This window comes from Metallosphaera javensis (ex Sakai et al. 2022) (genome assembly GCA_021654415.1).
Taxonomy (GTDB): Archaea; Thermoproteota; Thermoprotei_A; order Sulfolobales; family Sulfolobaceae; genus Metallosphaera; species Metallosphaera javensis.
This window is the reverse complement of the sequence record AP024487.1, coordinates 1028535-1043827: the sequence shown is the minus strand read 5'-3', so window position 1 is coordinate 1043827 and position 15293 is coordinate 1028535. Positions and strand designations below refer to the sequence as shown.

The following is a 15293-nucleotide window of genomic DNA, read 5'->3' as shown; positions in this document are numbered from 1 at the left end:
ATACGGGAAATCTAGGGAATCCTTCCAAATATAGTGTTCCACTTAGTGAAAAAGATAAAAATCTAAGTATATCGCAATTAAACCTTCAAATATTTATTGCCTCAGTCACATTTGGCTTGATGGAACCCATCTCGCTTAAGGCGTTTTTACACAATCCTTCAACAAAATCCATGGCTGAAATAGCATCCAAGTTGTCTAACGAACTTAATTTAGTCGAACTGATCTCTTTTTATCTGGAAGATGAACTTCTCAAATCTCTCATCAAAAGACTAGATTCTAGTCTGGAAGATTTATACAGGTCGTTTAGTAATAATAGAGATCGATTTATTCAAGTAGCAATTAACAGACTGGGAGGAAAGGCTGAGGATGGAGTTCAGTTTCCCTATTACGCAACACCTGAGACCGATGTGGTTGTAACCTTTGTGGAGAATAACTCAGTCCCAGCGAAGGTCATGGTAAAGGAGGGGAAAATGAGACTTACGTTCGTTCCCTACGAATCCTATGAGGGTCTGGAGAGGGCAATAGCTGGGCAGGGAGAGGACGATATAGTTGCCACATTTAGGGATGGGAAAGTTGTTAACCTAGAGAAGAAGAGAAACATCTTTATAGAGAATAAGTCAGTGGATGCCCTCCTTCAGGGTCCTGTAGTGCTCAACTTCTATCCCATGAAGTTAACCCTCTTCTCCTCTGTGCTTGCCATGAACCTAAAGCTGTGGGAGAACAGGGTTGTGGTGAAAAGGAACGGAGAGGAGCTTAAGGTGGAGATTGTGGAGGGAAAAGTTGGTAGGGAGGAAGTGCTTGCGGGGGGAACCCTGAGTCCAAGGTCTAAGGCCTCCCTCTATTATGATTTCAAGAAAAAGACCATCTTTAGGAACGAGATCGTTGAGGCGCTGGCCAGCAAGCTAATCTAGGAAGTGCTCAGGCCTAACCGGAACCCTAGTTATCCTCTTTCCAAGAGCGTTCTCTACCGCAGACGTTACGGCTGCAGCAGCCACTCCAACCGGTATCTCTCCAATTCCCTTAGCGCCCATGGGTGTATAGGGTGAGGGAGTAGGGACTATGTTGATCTCTATTTCAGGAATTTCCACGGCAGTGGGCATGTTGTAGTCTGAAAGGCTGGTGGTGAGGAGCTTACCATCCTCGTATATATAGCTCTCGTAGAGGGCTAGGGAGATCCCGATGTAGGTTCCTCCTATTACCTGTTCCCTCACTAGGTCCTCATCTATGGGAGTACCAGGATCTATGTAGACCACGTGTTTAACAGGTCTGATCAGTCCGGTGTCACGATCCACCTTAACCACGGCAAGATCACAGGCGAAGGGATAGGCGTTGAATCTGGTCTTACCCTGTAACGAGAAGGTGTACTTGGCCTCTTCCTCAACCTGCGTTATGGGAATTTCAACACCGTCACCTTTGGTCCTGAAAATGCCGTTGGAATAGGTGACCTCCTTTCCCAGTTCCCTCTCCAGCCTTGTCCTCATCTTTCTGACCAGCTCTTCCGTTGCTCCCTTTATTGCTCCGGCCATGAACACGGCCATCCTGCTTCCTCCAGGCCCGAAGCTCGAGGATATCTTGGAGGAATCTAGGGTCTCCACAGTGATTGAGCTTAGGGGAATACCCAGCAACTCTGAAGTCAATTTCATTGCCGTGTGCTCGTTCCCCTGTCCCTCTGGACCGTAACCAATTCCAACCACTACCTTTCCGTCTCTAACGTATAGGTGAACCTCCTCCTGTCCTGAAGGAGTGCTCGGGTCGGTGGAACAGGCCAGACCAACACCGTAACCTTTCTCCCTCAAGGAGAAGATGTCGCCCCTTGAAAGGGCTAACTCAAGGAGTTGAGAGGGATTGCCAGAGTCATAGAAGGCGTATGGTGCCTCATAGGGGAACGACCTTATGAAGTTCCTCTTTCTCACCTCCTCCCTTCCAATTCCAAGCTCGTCCGCGACGGCGTCCATCAACCTTTCAAGTGCCCAAGTATGCGGAGGTGTTCCTGCCCCTCTGAATGCTCCAGGGGGATTCTTATTGGTGGCAACTAGGTTGACCTCATACCTGATGTTCCTCACTGCGTAGGGACCAGCCAGAATACCCGTTGGCTTGAATGCCTGCCCACCAGAGGTCGCTGCGCCAACATCCTCCCACACCTTGATATCAAGTCCTGTCACCGTACCGTCAGGCAGGAAGGTAGCTCTAGCCTTAAACTTTCTCTCGGGTCCGGAACTATTTGACGCCATCAGGTGCTCCGTTCTTGTTTCGATCCATTTTACTGGAACCTTGAACTTCCACGAAGCATAGGCCACTATAACTGCATAGTTAAGCACCGAAAACTTGGCACCAAAACTACCTCCTTGACGTATGGGCTCAGCCACAACCCTCAGGTTGATGGCTCTGGAAATCTCTCCAGCCAAATAGTTTGGGGCTTGCATGTTAGCCAGTATCCTTATTCCCCACGGTTCAGGTAAGGCTATTACCCCAAAGGGCTCGATTGGATTGCCTGATGATCTTGACCAGTAGAGGTCAAGGGTAACTTCCCTTCCTCCAGTGGGAACACTTCCATATTCGAAGGTTTTGCTACCCACCACGTTGGAACCCAGTTCCTCGAAGACCAAGCTATCACCCTGGAGTGCCTGATCTATGTCGTTCACAGGTTGCAGTTCCTCGTAGTCAACCTGGACCATCTCAGCCAAGTCCTGAGCCTTATAGGGATTCTCGGCCAACACCAGGGCAACCGGTTCTCCCATGTATCTTACCTTTCTCGTGGCCAGGGGCGATTGCCCTAGGGATGAGCCTTCCCTCTCCCCAGCCTCGGCTTCCCCTACGCTCATATCCCTTCCCGTTAGAACCTTGGCTCCTCCCTTGATTGCATCTGAGATATCTATAGACTTGATCAACGCGTGGGCATAAGGACTCCTGACAAGGACTCCATAATATCCCCTGAATTGAAGGTCATCTACGTATGTTCCCTTTCCCTGGATAAGATCCACTACGTCCAGTCTTCGCATATTCAATGTTGTAATTCGTTAATTAAATGTCTTAGCTCAATGAGCAGGCTCTTAGCGTGTTTTCTCCTGAAATCAAACTCCTCCAAGCTCTGGGGCCTTGGATGGAACTCGCCATGCAGTCTCTCCGCGTTCACGAAACTGATCACCAGGGATCCATTGTTCAACTTGTATGAAAGGTACTCCACGAGGGAGAAATGATCCTGATAACTGGCGATGTCGAATCCTATCCTCATGGCCACAGCCTTCATGATGTGGGATAACGCCCTCCAGTACGCCTCCCCAGCTTCCACCAGATCTCCCCGGGAATAGAGTTCGTCTCCCAGCGCCTCAAACTCTGCGCTGAGGTCCAGTAGCGTAGCGAGTCTCTCTCCCTCCTCTAGCCTTTCCAGTACCAGCTCCGTAACTAGATCATAGGGTCTCTTCCTGTTCCTCTCACTGATCTCAAGTATCCTGTTGGCCACGGCATCAGGTACTTCTAGGGTTTTCATGGGTCTAAACCCGATACAAGGATAATATCCCTTTTTTACTATATTGCCACAAATTGTTGATGATGGCATTACTTATCGTCCCCCTTCTGTAAACTGACTCTAATTCAAAGGATTATACATTATTTCCTTTCAAAACTTTAAACCGTATCGAACGTGTTTATAATCATCAGGAGATTCACTTTAATACCTTCTGAAGCATATTATCATGAGAGAATAATGAAGATAAGTTGGGAAATTGGAGGAGCCCAGGGTGCAGGTGTTGATACTTCTGCCAACATTTTTGGGGCCGCCGTGGCAAGTGCCGGTTACTACATTTACGGTAACAGGGAGTATTACTCCAACATCAAGGGCAGACATAGTTACTTTAACTTGACCATCAGCGACAAGAGGGCCAGGAGCATCTCAAGCGTGGTGGACATATTAGCTACCTTTGACGCTGAGACGGTTTTCCAGCACTTCACTGAGGTAAGGGGAGTAATAATATATAACAAGGGCGTAAAGGACACTAAGCTGGACAGAGTTCAGAGCATGGAACCAGAGATTCAGGAGAGAGTTAAGGAGTTCCTAGAGTCCAAGGGTCTGGGAACCACAGTAGCTGACGCACTCAAGTACGTGGAGAGCAAGGGAGTGAAGCTGATCGAGCTTGACTATGACGAGATAGTGAAGAAAACGGCCGAGTCCGTGGGAGTTCCCATGTCCGTTGCAGAGAGAGCCAAGAACACCGCTGCAATTGCAGCCTCCTATGCCCTCACGGGACTAAAGAAGGATTATCTCATGGATGCGTTGAAGAAGACCTTCAAGCAGGAGACCTTTGTGAAGATCAACAGCATTGCAGCGGAAATGGTAATGGCTGGGATCAAGCCCATGTTCCAGTTGAAGGAGCTTCCCAAACAGGGGAGGAGGATCCAGGTTGATGGAAATACCGCAGTTGCCATGGGCAAGATATTCGCGGGGCTCAGCTTCCAGAGCTACTATCCTATTACCCCAGCATCAGACGAGAGCGTATACATAGAGGCCCACCAGGAGGTAATGGCCGTGGATCCAGAGACTGGAGACAAGAGAAAGAGACCCATTGTCGTGGTTCAGTCTGAGGACGAACTAGCTGCCATCAACATGGCCTCGGGCGCCGCGCTCACTGGCGTGAGGGCAGCCACTGCAACCTCCGGCCCAGGTTTCTCACTTATGGCTGAGGGAATTGGATGGGCTGGAATGAACGAGGTGCCGGTTGTTGTGACCTACTACATAAGGGGAGGTCCTTCCACTGGACAGCCCACTAGGACCTCTCAGGCGGATCTACTCTTTGCCATGCATGTTGGACACGGGGAGTTTCCTAGAATTGTAATAGCCTCTAGCGATCACGTTGAGGCTTTCCAGGATGCCGTCTGGGCCTTCAACCTAGCCGAAAGGTATCAGACCCCCGTCATTCACCTGGTGGAGAAGGCAATAGCCAACGCCTATTCCATCTTTGATGTCAGTGAGCTGGAACTGGACAGGTTACGCGCTGAGAGGGGTAAGTTGGTTGAGACCCCTGACGGGGAGTTCCAGAGATTCAAGTTCACGGAAGACGGAATATCTCCTAGGGTTGTGCTGGGTAAGGCTTACGTGTTCTACACTGGTGACGAACACAATGAACTGGGGCACATCTCTGAGGACTCGGAGAACAGAATAAAGATGTATGAGAAGAGGCTCCTGAAGTTGAGGACCGCTGACAGGGAAATACCGGAGGAGGAAAGGATAAAGGTGCATGGAGATGCAGATGCCAGGATAGCTGTGATCACCTGGGGCTCACCCAAGGGAGCAGTTCTGGACTCTGTGGAACAGTTGTCTGGTGAGGGAGTGAAGGCTCAGGTAATACAGATCAGGATGTTCAATCCGTTCCCCAAGAATCTGGTGAAGAAACTCCTATCCAACAAGGAGGTAATAATTGATGTGGAGGGGAATTACGAAGGCCAAGCCGGGGTGATCACGAAGCTTGCCACCGGAATTGAGCCAACTAACTATATCCTCAAGTGGAACGGGAGACCCATGACGTGGGATGAGGTTTACGACGGAATCAAGTTAGCCCTAAAGGGAGAGAAGAGGGTGGTGTTACATGGCGGTGCCTAAGGTCTGGATTCCTGAATGGAACGACTGGTGCCCCGGATGCGGTAACTTCGGGATCATAAATGCAGAACAGCAGGCACTATCGGAGCTAGGGCTCACCCCAGAGGACGTTGTTGTCGTTTCCGGGATAGGATGCTCTGGTAAGACTCCCCACTTCTTCAGGTTACCTATCTCAGGAGTTCATACACTTCACGGTAGAGCCCTGACCTTTGCCACAGGAATTAAACTGTCAAACCCTGAATTGACCGTGATAGTTAACGCTGGTGACGGCGATCAGCTTGGCATTGGCGCAGGCCACTTCGTGAACGCTGGAAGAAGAAACGTGGATATGCTAGTAATACTCCACGACAATGGGGTCTACGGTCTAACCAAGGGACAGGCATCTCCAACGCTGAGAAGGGGAGAGAAAACCAAGTCGCTTCCTAGACCCAATATCAACGATAATGTTAATCCCATAGCGCTTGCCATATCCTCAGGTTACACGTTTGTGGCCAGGTCATATGCTTACGACGTCAAGCATCTTAAGGAAATGATAAAGGCCGGGATAAAGCATAAGGGCCTAGCTCTCATTGACGTTCTCCAGCCCTGTCCAACATATAATGACATCCACACCAAGGAGTATTACGACAAGAGAGTGTACAAGTTAGAGACAGAACCTGGCTGGGATCCCGTGGTCAGGAAACCCGAAGAGGAGGGCGAAAAAATGGCTAAGGCTATGCTGAAGTCGCTGGAGTGGGGAGAGAGGATACCCATAGGGTTATTCTATCAGAACGAACTGGTGCCCTCGTACGAGGAAAGGATAGCCACAAACGCCCCCTCATACAAGGACAGAAACCCGTCCAAGGTTAGGTTTGAGGATGCCGGGAGATACACCACGATCATAGATGACATCCTGAAGGAGAAGGAGATCTAGTAGGAGACACTCAGGCCCTAAGACACTCTTTTATTTTCTTGTTCCTCCTCTTCACAATGTCAGAAGAATACTTCATCAATTTCATGAACGAGAAGGTCTTCGTTATCCTTCTGGGAAGTTCTGCGGACAAGACCTATCTATACTACCCCAAGGGGGACGCCCTCTTCGTCCTGAGGAATGATAAGGTGGAACTTATGGAGATAGAGGAAGTGATAGGGAGAGCGCCAGCGGGATTCAGGCTCTCTCCTCCCAAGGAAAGCTGGGACCAGATCAGGTCCAGAAAGGTCACGTGGTACATCCTAGACACTGAAATAGAGGCAGATAACGTCTACCTTGTTATGTCTTCGGACTCAGACTATAAGAGGATAGAAAACAGCGTCTCACCGAACCGCCTCAAATATTTCGTGCTGAAGGATGCAAACCCTCACGAGTACAAGGACTGGTGTTGCGTTCTCATAGCCTCCACTCGAGACATGGAAGTTCCCTCCACCTTCAAGAAGGTTTACATGCGTGATCTAGTTAAGAATAATTCTTAAATACAAGTTACTCTAGGTATAAAGTATGGAAGAGTTAGTGAACAGGAACTATAGGGCGGAGTTATTTGGTAAGGAACTTTACTCCGCCCTGGCTGAGAGTGAGAAGTCGGAGAAGGTGAAGGAGGTACTGCAGGAGCTCTCCGAGGGAGAGGGGAGGCATGCCCAGTTCTGGGAGAGAATAGCGAAAAGTAGAGGGATCAAGCTGAGGGGACTGGGTCTCCTGGATTGGTTGAAGCTCTGGATCCTGAGAAGGCTCAGGAGAGTTCTGGGCCTAGCCCTTGTCCTCAAGATAGTGGAGGCTGGGGAAGAGAATGATGCAGAAAAGTATTACCGCTTCTCCACTTCTCAGGAGTTCACTGACACAGAGAGGCAGGGTTTCAGGGATATCATGATGCAGGAGATGGTTCACGAGGACATGCTTATACAGACTCAGGTTAACGTGGATACTGTGAGGGATACGATATATGCAGTTAGCGACGGTCTTATAGAGGTTCTGGCGTCTGTGTCTGGACTTGCGGGCATATTCTCGGTTCCGCTATACGTGGCTCTAGGTGGGCTCATTGTGGGAGTGTCAGGAATGATATCCATGAGCATTGGCGCCTATCTTTCAGCCAAGTCAGAAGAGGACATCAGGAACAATGCGTTGAGGAAGGCCAGACTGAGAAGTCTCCTGGAGGGTTCTAGAACCGAGGAAGAGAAGGAGGTCTCCAGGACTGGAGAGAGCGTAAGGACCACCGCAATCTCCTACATCATTGGTGCAATAGTTCCCGTGCTACCGTTCCTCCTGGGTTTAGGAGGAGTAATGGGGCTAGTGACGTCATATGCGGTCACTGGAATTGCCACGTTCTTGGTGGGCGCCCTCATAGGCATACTCAGCGATGTTAGTCCCTGGAGGAAGGGGGCAGTAATGACGGGATTGGCTTTAGGAGCCGCACTGGTAACACACGCGCTGGGTTTGCTGGCACACCTGGCAGGTTTTTCGTGAATCTCGTGAAGTGAAAACAACTCAATCTCTTTGGCATATTCTTAATACTCTCAGAACAAGACTCCCATTAATGGAGACCTTAAGGGCAGAGAACATAGCAAAGCGTTACGGGAATAAGCAAGCTCTTGATGGGGTCACCGTCTCGGCCGAAGGTGGGATGATCACAGCTATTCTTGGGCCAAATGGGGCAGGGAAGACCACTCTCATCAGGATCATGATGTCCCTAATCCATCCTGACAGGGGAAGGGTCTCACTCCTTGGGATGGATCCCTTCAGGGAGAAGGACGTCTTCAAGAGGGTGGGTTACGTGCAGGAGTTGCCAAATCTTCCACCCTTTCTGACTGGAAGGGAACTCCTGGAGCTCTCCGCCAAGTTGAAGGGAGTGGACAGAAATGACGTGAGGAGAGCGCTGGAGCTTGTGGGAATGACGGAAAATGCTGACAAGAAAATCGCCAAGTACAGTAAGGGAATGATCCAGAGGATTGCCCTTGCTGAGGCCCTTCTGGGGAATCCAGAGTTACTCGTTATGGATGAACCCAACGTGGGGACGGATCCAATCCTCAACCTGAGGATGAGGGATGTCCTCAATGAGCTGACCAGGTCTGGTGTTACCGTTCTGATGACTTCACACGAACTCGAGGAAGTGAAAAAACTTGCGCACAAGGTCATCTTCATATACCGCGGAAAGATATTCTTCTCCGGAACCACAGAGGAGCTGGTCCTGCGTTTCCTTGGCGTCAGGGTAATACTCGAGACGCCTGATAGGGAGCAGTTTCTGGCCCTGATGAAGGGCCTAGATTACGTGAAGTCAGTGGAGGAGCGGAGAGACAAGTACGTGGTGGAGTTGAGCAGAGACGCTAGGGAGGAGCTTTTGAGGGAACTAGTACTTGGCGGGGTTAGGATAAGGTCATTCTACTTGGATCAGGATCTGGAACAGGCCTATGAGAGGGCAATTAAGGAGGCCGAGGCAAGATGATGTGGGATCTGATATCTTACGAACTTAGAAGATCCGTCGCGAGGAAAAAGGTGATCTCCCTAATCGCGATCACTGTTCTCTTCGAGGTGGGTGTCTACGTGGCTCTATCCCAGGTCAGGAGCCCAAGGATAGAGGAGCTCATAGCTCCCATCTCTCCCATATTGTGGTTAGCGGGGGTTCTCCTACCACAAAGTCTATTATTGCACTTTATCGCCATATCTATAGCCTCTGGATCCCTCTCTGAAGAGTACGAGCAGGGAACTGTGGATTTCTTTCTAACGAAGTCCATAACACGGTTAAAGTTTGGACTGAGTAAGTTAGCTGGCGGTTATATACTAGTGATAGGGATATACCTGCTCATGGTATTACTTGCTGTAACGCTCTCGGAGTTGCTATTTGGAACACAGATCGAACTTCAATTTCTTCCGGGCCTCGTGGGCTCTGTCATATTTTCCTCCCTCACCTTCTTCAGTGTCGCATTCATGTCCGGTGAACTCCTCAGGAGAAGTAGCCTGGCGTTTCTGGTTTCCAGCTCGGTGCTGATTGGCTCCATTCTTATTGGGGCAGTCTTGGTTTTCGTGGCGAGACTCACCAATGATCCCGTGTTTAACTCCATAGCCATAGCTCTTCCATCGTGGGGGGCTACGGAACTACCTTTCCTTTACGCTGGGACGATACCAAACGCCTCACTTATAGTTCAAGCGCTTGAAATTTTCCCCGCAATACCTGGGACTGGGATAGATGCAGTGGTCCTGACTCTGGGATACTCCTCCATCTCCCTGATACTCGCATTCATGAGTTTACTATCTAGGGATATCCCCAAGAGGGTTCCTTGATTCGTGGGGCCTAGTCTGGTTTGTTGTGTATTTCACGTTAAAGGTTCGTTAAATACACAACAATATGAGGTAGCCCCTTTGTATGTTCTTTAGTTAACCTAATCGTGTCAGTTTGGTTCTGCCAGCTACTGTACTTGTCTGAACCTAAGCTACTCAGGAAACATTTCTACCCTTTGAATCAAGGTAACCAGATCGTTTATCTCATCTACCTCAGGAAGTTGATCTATACTTCCTTTAAATGAGAATAACTCATCCAAGAATGGAATGAAAATCACTGACGAGAACAAGTTACCCAACTCTTTCACAAGGTTTCTCATTTCCTCCATTCTCGTTGTCGGGATCATGTTAATTACTAGAGTCTGTCCAACCACCCTAACCGGTAAGTTGTGCAGGACTTCCTCCTCATTCAGTTTCCTCGCGAAGAAGATAGTATTCTCGATGTTTAATTGAAAGGGATCCGTGACGAATACCCTGTAACTGCGTGTGTTGGGGAAACGATCTGTGTATGCGTCGAGTTCCAGTTTTATTTCTTCATTGAAGGGAAATGTTGTACTCTTGTTATCTAAAATGATGAAGTCATGGCCCAACGACAGAACCTCTTGATATCTCTGGCTGAACGCCCTTTTCAGTTTTGGATCCGAGATGATCAGTCTGACATCTTCCCTAAGCCTGGGGCCATCGCCGTAGAACTTGAGAACTTGAAGGTTTCCACTCCCTATCCTTTTCTCAACAAAGTAGTCCCCTTCCTCCCTATCCACCACGCTTGCAATCAGGCCCTTCCTCTTAATTCCAACGAGCCATGATGCGTAACCTATCTGATCCCTATCAACTAGAAGTACCGTTTTACCAAGTTCGCATAGCCTCTTTGCCAGGAGTAACCCCACAGTTGACTTCCCCACTCCTCCCTTGTTTCCCAGTATTATTATTCGCAAGTAAACACCCAGCTTTTTGTGGGAATAACAAAAAGTTGTTAAAAAATTATCGCTTAATTGGTTTTAGAAAACCGGAACGAAATCATCCTCTTTCAGGTCCTTGATCTCTTCACCGGTTATTCCCAGTTCGGGTATTGCAGGCATTGGAACTCCGTATCTGCCCAGTGTAGCGCCCACCCTCATTATGGCAGTCCTCCAAGCCTCCTCCTTCTCCTTCATTTCTGGAATGTAGAATCCCGCACTCCTCGCAAGATCCTCCATCTTCTCCGTGACCTCAAGATACCATGGAGGAAGTCTCCAGAAGTCCTTGGGAGGTTTATAGGTTATTAAGGAGAGGAAGACAAATCCAGCTCTAACCTGCTTGGAAACCAGTTTCTTCCTTTCGTCATTCATACTGGCTGCGTTGCTAGTCATGATCAGGTGGGTAAAGGCGTAATGTCTGGTTTCGTCTACCGCAGTGTTTTTGAAAGCCTTTCCGAACTCGTCTATCTTTGATCCCTTGGACATGGTGGAGAACACGGTTGTGGCTGCTGCCTCTCCCATCATGAATGAGGTGAAAAGAACGTCCATGGTGTACTTGCTATACGCCTCCAGGTAAGCCTTCCAGTACCTTGAGCCATTATACCATGCCCACAACGTGTTAAGTCTAACTTTCTTCTCCAGGTCGTCTTGAGGTTTGAAATCGAAGGGATACCCAGGTAACACACTGTTAATTGCGAGCCCACACATTACGTTGTGTCTGTTCTCGTCATAGGTAATTGTAGTTATAACCCCCTTCACTGCCGTATCCAAGTGAAGCTCGTGGGACTTCACGAGAGCATATGCGAAAACTGGTGTGGCGTTGTCAAAGGTGGAGAGCAGGGACCACCAGTAGGCTATGGCCAGCCTCTGTTTTCTATCCAGTCCTGAGGCAATCTCCTTAATCTTCTCCCAGTTTATGTCCTGCTCATCCCACTGTTCCCTCTTTGCCCTCCTGTAGAGTTGCCAAGCCTTCTCGTTATCGAAGCTCCATCGTGGTGGATAAACGTTATACGGAGGGAACTCAGGTTCCCTGTTGAAATCTAGGGACACCCTTTCACCTATATTATAATGATTATCTGAAGTATATAAATGTTCTATAAAACCTATAATTGATTATTGAAAAAAGTATATCAGACCGTAAATGAGGAGTTTGCTTGTGTTACGGGTCTTCATAGCAACTAGGCTCGATAGTATTACGTCCTCAGAAGTGAAAAGGATGCCAAAATCGTTAATAAATTTTAACAAATCAATGCATTAAAGGGAAAGCCAAGTTAACGGTTATTATCATCGGTATTATAATGACAAAATATTAAAGATTGTCTCATTAAATTATAATATATGATAAAAAGGAGATTGGTTAAATTCTCAATTTTGAGCGTTAAGGGTGGAGTTGGAAAGTCTACTATAGCTTACTTCTTGGCCAGGAAACTGTCCGAGAAGTATAGTGTTCTTCTTGTGGATAGAGATTACACAAATACGATAGGAAGGGCATTTGGGCTTAATACAGGTCTAATCAATATATTAGCTGATAACGATCAGGGCAAATACATGGTACAAGAGGGAAATCTAAGGGTGTTGGCCCTTGCCTCCATTTTACCTACTAGACTTCCTAGCGTGAATGAGTTCGCTGAGAGGTATTCCAAAGTCCTAGAAAATATAGATGTCGTAATTACTGATAATCCTCCCGGAACAGATGAAATAACCGCCCTTGAAACTAAGGGATACAACTTAGTTACTGGGGATTCAGGCTGCAATGCAATCTTCGTAACTACGCCTGGAATAGCGTTTGATATAACATTGTCCCATTTAACCGACACCTGTGAATCCTTAATGAAGCGGTTTTCCTATAACGGGGGGGGGGTATTCAATAGAGGCTCTTGTTGTGAACATGGTTAGAACACGGCTAGATATGCACAAGATATTGGTAAACGGCAAAGAGGTAAAGATTATACAGATTCCTTTCATTAAGGAACTGCTGTTCCAAGGATTTATGAATTCGAATATTAGAGTAGATCTAACAGATTTGGTTAACATTGTCGAAAAGAAGATGGTAGAAGCAAGGCAAAATGAAATTTCGAGATGAAAGGCTCAATAAATGCGCATTTGGTTTCCTTTTCTCATCAAACTGCGTTGTTTAGTCATGAGAGCAATTTACGTCTTCATTGCGAATTTATTTTTATCAGAATATTTAAGAGAAGTTCATGTTCCAATCCTCGGTCAAATCCTCAATTAGCAACCAAAAGTGACATGTAGAATTTTGGCTCTGTATTATCAAATAATGATTCAAATACAATTCACAATGTAGCCCTGATGGCCCTCCACCTCAGGCTCTGCAATCTGTTGTAATTATGGTAAGCGAAATATCTTATTACGCACGCTTAAAAGATTTAAATAACTACAATAGCATAAATAATCAATGAGTAAATATCACATAACAAGATTTTCCATTTTTGGCTTGAAGGGCGGAGTAGGAAAGTCTACTATAGCGTACTTTTTGGCTAGAGAACTATCCGAGAAATACAAAGTTCTTCTGGTGGACAGGGACTACACCAATACAATAGGTAAGATCTTTGGGCTACAAACTGGACTACTCAACGTTCTATCTGGTGACGTTCAAGGCAAGTTTGTTACAGATGAAGGTAACTTAAGGGTATTATCATTGACGTCATTTTCACCTTCATCTCTCCCAACGGTCAAGGACTTCGCCGCAAGCTACTCTGAAGTACTGAAAGGGATAGAAATACTCATCACGGACAACCCTCCAGGCGTTGATGATGTGACTGCCCTAGAGTTTAAAGGATATTATGAGGCTACGGGAGAGGTTCATTGTAACGGCATATTCGTGACCACGCCTGGTATTGCGCTAGATCTGACCCTCTCTCACTTAAACGATATAGGAAGAACCCTAAGGGGCATTGTTCCACAGGCGTCGTATTTCCGCGCGTCGGCATTGGTGATCAATATGGTTCGTGAGAATCTCTCAGACGTTGTTAGAAACGTGGCTCTCAGGGTACCTGGTCTTAAAGTTATTGCAATTCCGTTCTACAAGGAACTTCTGTTTCAGGGATTTGATAAGGCGTCTGCGTCTCCGGATTTAGGCGAGTTGATATCTATAGTGAAGGGAATTGTGGGGGGGGGGTAAGTTGATAAAAAAGGAAAATTTTATATATTTCAATAATTTTGCTGATCTAAACCCAGCCATCTCTAGTTAACAAGATCTAAACCTTTCATTGCGATCAATTAAATATACATAGTAACTCCGCCGTATATCTCCTCGAGAAAAGATTCAGCCCCCTTTATCTCGTCTACTATGTCCACTAGATCCTCTTTCTTTATGTTGTACATTGCTGCCGCTACAGGACATGCATATATTTTAAACTCGTTGGGATAATCGGTTTTCAGTTGCTTTAGAAATGAATACCAATCCTTAAGCTGTCCGTTCTCCACTGCAGCCTTGACATTCTTTAAGTATAGCTCTGCATAAGGTAAATATATTTCCGGCCTAATGGTAGTATCGATGTCCAGCGAGTTGAGTTTGGGGAGAAAATCTTTCCTAAATGCTACAAGACCTTCATTAACTAAATGAAGTCTCACTTCCCAACCGGCTGCTAGGGCTGCTCCCCCATATATCACAATACAACAGATTCGATTCGACGCACCTGAAGCGAAAACCAATCCCAACTTCCTCTTTTCTGACATAGATATCTACTTTCTTTTTATTGAAAACAATATTAATTAAGATTTCTTTTTATCACTCTTCATGAGATCGTAAAACCTCGTAATAGATTAGGGAGATCTTAGCTGAGGAAATCCCGGACATCTATCCTTGGTCTGATTTACGATCATCTCTGGACAATCCAGTATTGTTGCGTACTTAAGATGCTAAGATGGAGCACGCAACAAACCAAACTAGACTGACTTTAGTCTCAAAAGCCGAACATCTCCACTGCAATTAGGTATTTCTCCAATTGAAATACTACAAACCCAGATAAATGACTCATTTTAAAAAGTAGGGTTCTTCCACAATGATGGAATTATTGCATCAACAGAGTTAACGGTCCAAGGAAATGTTTTACTTAAGCAATTTTTAAAGTAGATGCGTAGAACCTATTTCATGTTTAAGTATGAGAAACGCTACACTCCAATTGGCATCTCTTCCTGGTGATGTTCTTCTCTCCATGGCTAAGGACATCAACAACGTCATCGCAGTCATGCCAGGAGTGATTTCAATTCAGGGTAATAGAGTAAGGTTAAAATACAAAAGAATGTTCTTCACTCACGATTCAACCTACACTATCTCGTTTGCAGTCCACGGTAGCAGGATTGTGGAATACAAGCTCGTTGATGATCAGGGGAACACACTAAAAATAATTTTCACGTTAAGTGAAAAAAAAATGAGCTTACAATTTCAACTAGTTATTCCGGGGAAAGGGAATGGATAGTTGGAAAGGCTCTAGATCAAATCGTTAATCAAATCGGTGAAGGATTAAAAAAGGAAGCGGAA

Annotated in this window: 15 protein-coding genes; 10 read left to right on the top strand and 5 right to left on the bottom strand. The window is 46.7% G+C overall.

Annotated elements, in window-relative coordinates:
* Positions 1–170 precede the first annotated feature (170 nt).
* Positions 171–911, top strand: a complete 741-nt coding sequence (locus QVC96_RS06110; RefSeq protein WP_287690252.1) for a hypothetical protein — start codon at positions 171–173, stop codon at positions 909–911.
* Here the strand turns inward: QVC96_RS06110 and QVC96_RS06105 are convergent.
* Both QVC96_RS06105 and QVC96_RS06100 read right to left on the bottom strand, forming a co-directional pair.
* Positions 903–2999, bottom strand: coding sequence for a xanthine dehydrogenase family protein molybdopterin-binding subunit (locus tag QVC96_RS06105; RefSeq protein ID WP_287690251.1), 2097 nt, complete (start codon positions 2997–2999; stop codon positions 903–905). The genes QVC96_RS06110 and QVC96_RS06105 overlap by 9 nt on opposite strands.
* A gap of 2 nt (positions 3000–3001) precedes the next feature.
* Positions 3002–3487: a PaREP1 family protein gene (locus tag QVC96_RS06100; protein WP_287690250.1), complete on the bottom strand. Its 486-nt coding sequence runs from the start codon at positions 3485–3487 to the stop codon at positions 3002–3004.
* Between the two features lie 216 nt (positions 3488–3703).
* Between QVC96_RS06100 and QVC96_RS06095 the strand changes: the two genes are divergently transcribed.
* The 6 genes from QVC96_RS06095 to QVC96_RS06070 all read left to right on the top strand — a co-directional run bounded on the left by QVC96_RS06095 (position 3704) and on the right by QVC96_RS06070 (position 9836).
* Complete coding sequence (locus tag QVC96_RS06095) at positions 3704–5593, top strand: 2-oxoacid:ferredoxin oxidoreductase subunit alpha (RefSeq protein ID WP_287690249.1); 1890 nt, start codon at positions 3704–3706, stop codon at positions 5591–5593.
* Positions 5580–6503 (top strand): 2-oxoacid:ferredoxin oxidoreductase subunit beta, encoded by a 924-nt coding sequence (locus QVC96_RS06090; RefSeq protein WP_238027140.1) that lies wholly within the window; start codon positions 5580–5582, stop codon positions 6501–6503. Before QVC96_RS06095 ends, QVC96_RS06090 begins: the two co-directional genes overlap by 14 nt.
* A 56-nt stretch (positions 6504–6559) precedes the next feature.
* The gene (locus tag QVC96_RS06085) at positions 6560–7039 is read left to right on the top strand and encodes a hypothetical protein (RefSeq protein ID WP_238027139.1); all 480 of its coding nucleotides are present in this window, start codon (positions 6560–6562) and stop codon (positions 7037–7039) included.
* A gap of 25 nt (positions 7040–7064) precedes the next feature.
* Entirely contained in the window at positions 7065–8024 is a 960-nt protein-coding gene (locus QVC96_RS06080; RefSeq protein ID WP_287690248.1) for a VIT1/CCC1 transporter family protein, read from the top strand.
* Positions 8025–8094: 70 nt separating this feature from the next.
* Positions 8095–9000, top strand: coding sequence for an ABC transporter ATP-binding protein (locus QVC96_RS06075; RefSeq protein WP_287690247.1), 906 nt, complete (start codon positions 8095–8097; stop codon positions 8998–9000).
* Positions 8997–9836 (top strand): ABC transporter permease, encoded by an 840-nt coding sequence (locus tag QVC96_RS06070; RefSeq protein ID WP_238027136.1) that lies wholly within the window; start codon positions 8997–8999, stop codon positions 9834–9836. Before QVC96_RS06075 ends, QVC96_RS06070 begins: the two co-directional genes overlap by 4 nt.
* A gap of 149 nt (positions 9837–9985) precedes the next feature.
* Here QVC96_RS06070 and QVC96_RS06065 read toward each other — a convergent pair whose 3' ends face one another.
* Together QVC96_RS06065 and QVC96_RS06060 are read right to left on the bottom strand one after the other, a co-directional pair.
* Positions 9986–10768, bottom strand: a complete 783-nt coding sequence (locus QVC96_RS06065) for a ParA family protein (protein ID WP_287690246.1) — start codon at positions 10766–10768, stop codon at positions 9986–9988.
* Between the two features lie 63 nt (positions 10769–10831).
* The gene (locus QVC96_RS06060; RefSeq protein WP_287690245.1) at positions 10832–11839 is read right to left on the bottom strand and encodes an aminobenzoate oxygenase; all 1008 of its coding nucleotides are present in this window, start codon (positions 11837–11839) and stop codon (positions 10832–10834) included.
* A 288-nt stretch (positions 11840–12127) separates the two neighbouring features.
* Here QVC96_RS06060 and QVC96_RS06055 point away from each other — a divergent pair, with 288 nt between their 5' ends.
* Both QVC96_RS06055 and QVC96_RS06050 read left to right on the top strand, forming a co-directional pair.
* Positions 12128–12685, top strand: a complete 558-nt coding sequence (locus tag QVC96_RS06055; RefSeq protein WP_287690244.1) for a tyrosine-protein kinase family protein — start codon at positions 12128–12130, stop codon at positions 12683–12685.
* 520 nt (positions 12686–13205) lie between these two features.
* Complete coding sequence (locus tag QVC96_RS06050) at positions 13206–13931, top strand: P-loop NTPase (RefSeq protein WP_287690243.1); 726 nt, start codon at positions 13206–13208, stop codon at positions 13929–13931.
* Positions 13932–14029: 98 nt separating this feature from the next.
* Here the strand turns inward: QVC96_RS06050 and QVC96_RS06045 are convergent, their stop codons facing one another.
* Positions 14030–14488 carry a DsrE/DsrF/DrsH-like family protein gene (locus QVC96_RS06045; RefSeq protein WP_287690242.1) on the bottom strand — a complete coding sequence of 153 codons (459 nt, stop codon included), beginning with the start codon at positions 14486–14488 and terminating at the stop codon, positions 14030–14032.
* 479 nt (positions 14489–14967) lie between these two features.
* Between QVC96_RS06045 and QVC96_RS06040 the strand changes: the two genes are divergently transcribed.
* Positions 14968–15231 carry a hypothetical protein gene (locus QVC96_RS06040; protein ID WP_287690241.1) on the top strand — a complete coding sequence of 88 codons (264 nt, stop codon included), beginning with the start codon at positions 14968–14970 and terminating at the stop codon, positions 15229–15231.
* Positions 15232–15293: the final 62 nt, after the last annotated feature.